The organism is Candidatus Magnetobacterium casense (assembly GCF_019173545.1).
Classification (GTDB): Bacteria; Nitrospirota; Thermodesulfovibrionia; order Thermodesulfovibrionales; family Magnetobacteriaceae; genus Magnetobacterium; species Magnetobacterium cryptolimnobacter.
The window spans coordinates 1-1082 of the sequence record NZ_JABXWD010000776.1 but is presented as its reverse complement, the minus strand read 5'-3'; the positions used below and the strand labels follow the sequence as shown (position 1 = coordinate 1082).

The 1082-nt window shown below is 50.8% G+C and carries 1 protein-coding gene; it reads right to left on the bottom strand.

Going from position 1 to position 1082, the window contains the following annotated elements; translation table 11 throughout:
• Positions 1-28: 28 nt before the first annotated feature.
• Positions 29-829 carry a glycoside hydrolase family 25 protein gene (locus tag HWQ67_RS19435; RefSeq protein WP_255317366.1) on the bottom strand — a complete coding sequence of 267 codons (801 nt, stop codon included), beginning with the start codon at positions 827-829 and terminating at the stop codon, positions 29-31.
• Between the last annotated feature and the right edge of the window lie 253 nt (positions 830-1082).

Genomic DNA, 1082 nt, shown 5'->3' with positions numbered 1-1082 from the left:
AGCTCATCTGGAGAAAAGGTTATAGATGTCATCGATACAACCCTTCTATCCTTTCCGTTGCCTCTGCAACGCAATCGTTCCAGCCGCGGTCATACTCATCCTCTGGGATGGTGATGTCTGGTGGGTGGACTAATCCCAATAGAATCTTGGTGAAGTCGCTCCAGTCCCCGTTGTACCAGTTCATATCGAGACCGGCTGATTCGGCTCCGTACTTGCGCCCATCACCTTTATCTGTCCATTGCCAGAACGTCCAGTCCGTCCAGGGCTTCGGTACGATGGGCTTAATGGCATCGTGGTTAGCAATCCACAGGGGGAACAGAGCATAATACTCGTTAGTTGAACCATAGTTTTTCCAATAGTCCGGCGAGGTGTAAATCATCACTTCGCCGCGTTCGCCCCGTAACACAGCCAAAAAGGTATTCAACCACAATATCGCATCTTTCGTCACGTTTTTACGGCATTCGTAATCCACTACCGGCGCAAGCTCACCGGGGTCATTCCGTAGCACCCCACAGAAGAAATCCGCCTGAACCTTGCCCAATGCGCTCCAGTCCAGATAGTGATACGCGCCTCGATACAACCCCGCCTCTTTGGCGGCTTTCCAGTTGTACGTGAAGTCCTCGTCAAGCCATGTGCCCTGCGATGCTTTGATGAACACGAACCGCGCGCCTGCAGCAACCGCTTTGCCAAAGTCCATCTTCTGAGGCGTGCTATTGTCATCCTGCCAGACTGAGCAGTCTATCCCGGGGACACGTTGAGGGGGCGAGTATGCAAAACTGACTGTAGTAGCATAAGTTGACGGGTATCCCGTAGAAATTACGTCTCCCATGTTTCCTTCTTTCCGCACCAAGTGCATTTCTTCATCCATATCGTTTTTTCACCGTGCATCCCAACGCTTAGCCAATCTGACCATTTGTGACAGCCAAGCAAGCACCTGATCCTGCGCAGCCAGTAAACGATATAGAGTCGGTAGTCCATCATTCAAACCTATAGTATGTCTTATTTCCAATCCTGCGGGCTTTGACCTTTCCAGCCTCGTGTGCCTTATACAGTTCTACTTTCCCGCGGTCATAAGTTATCCT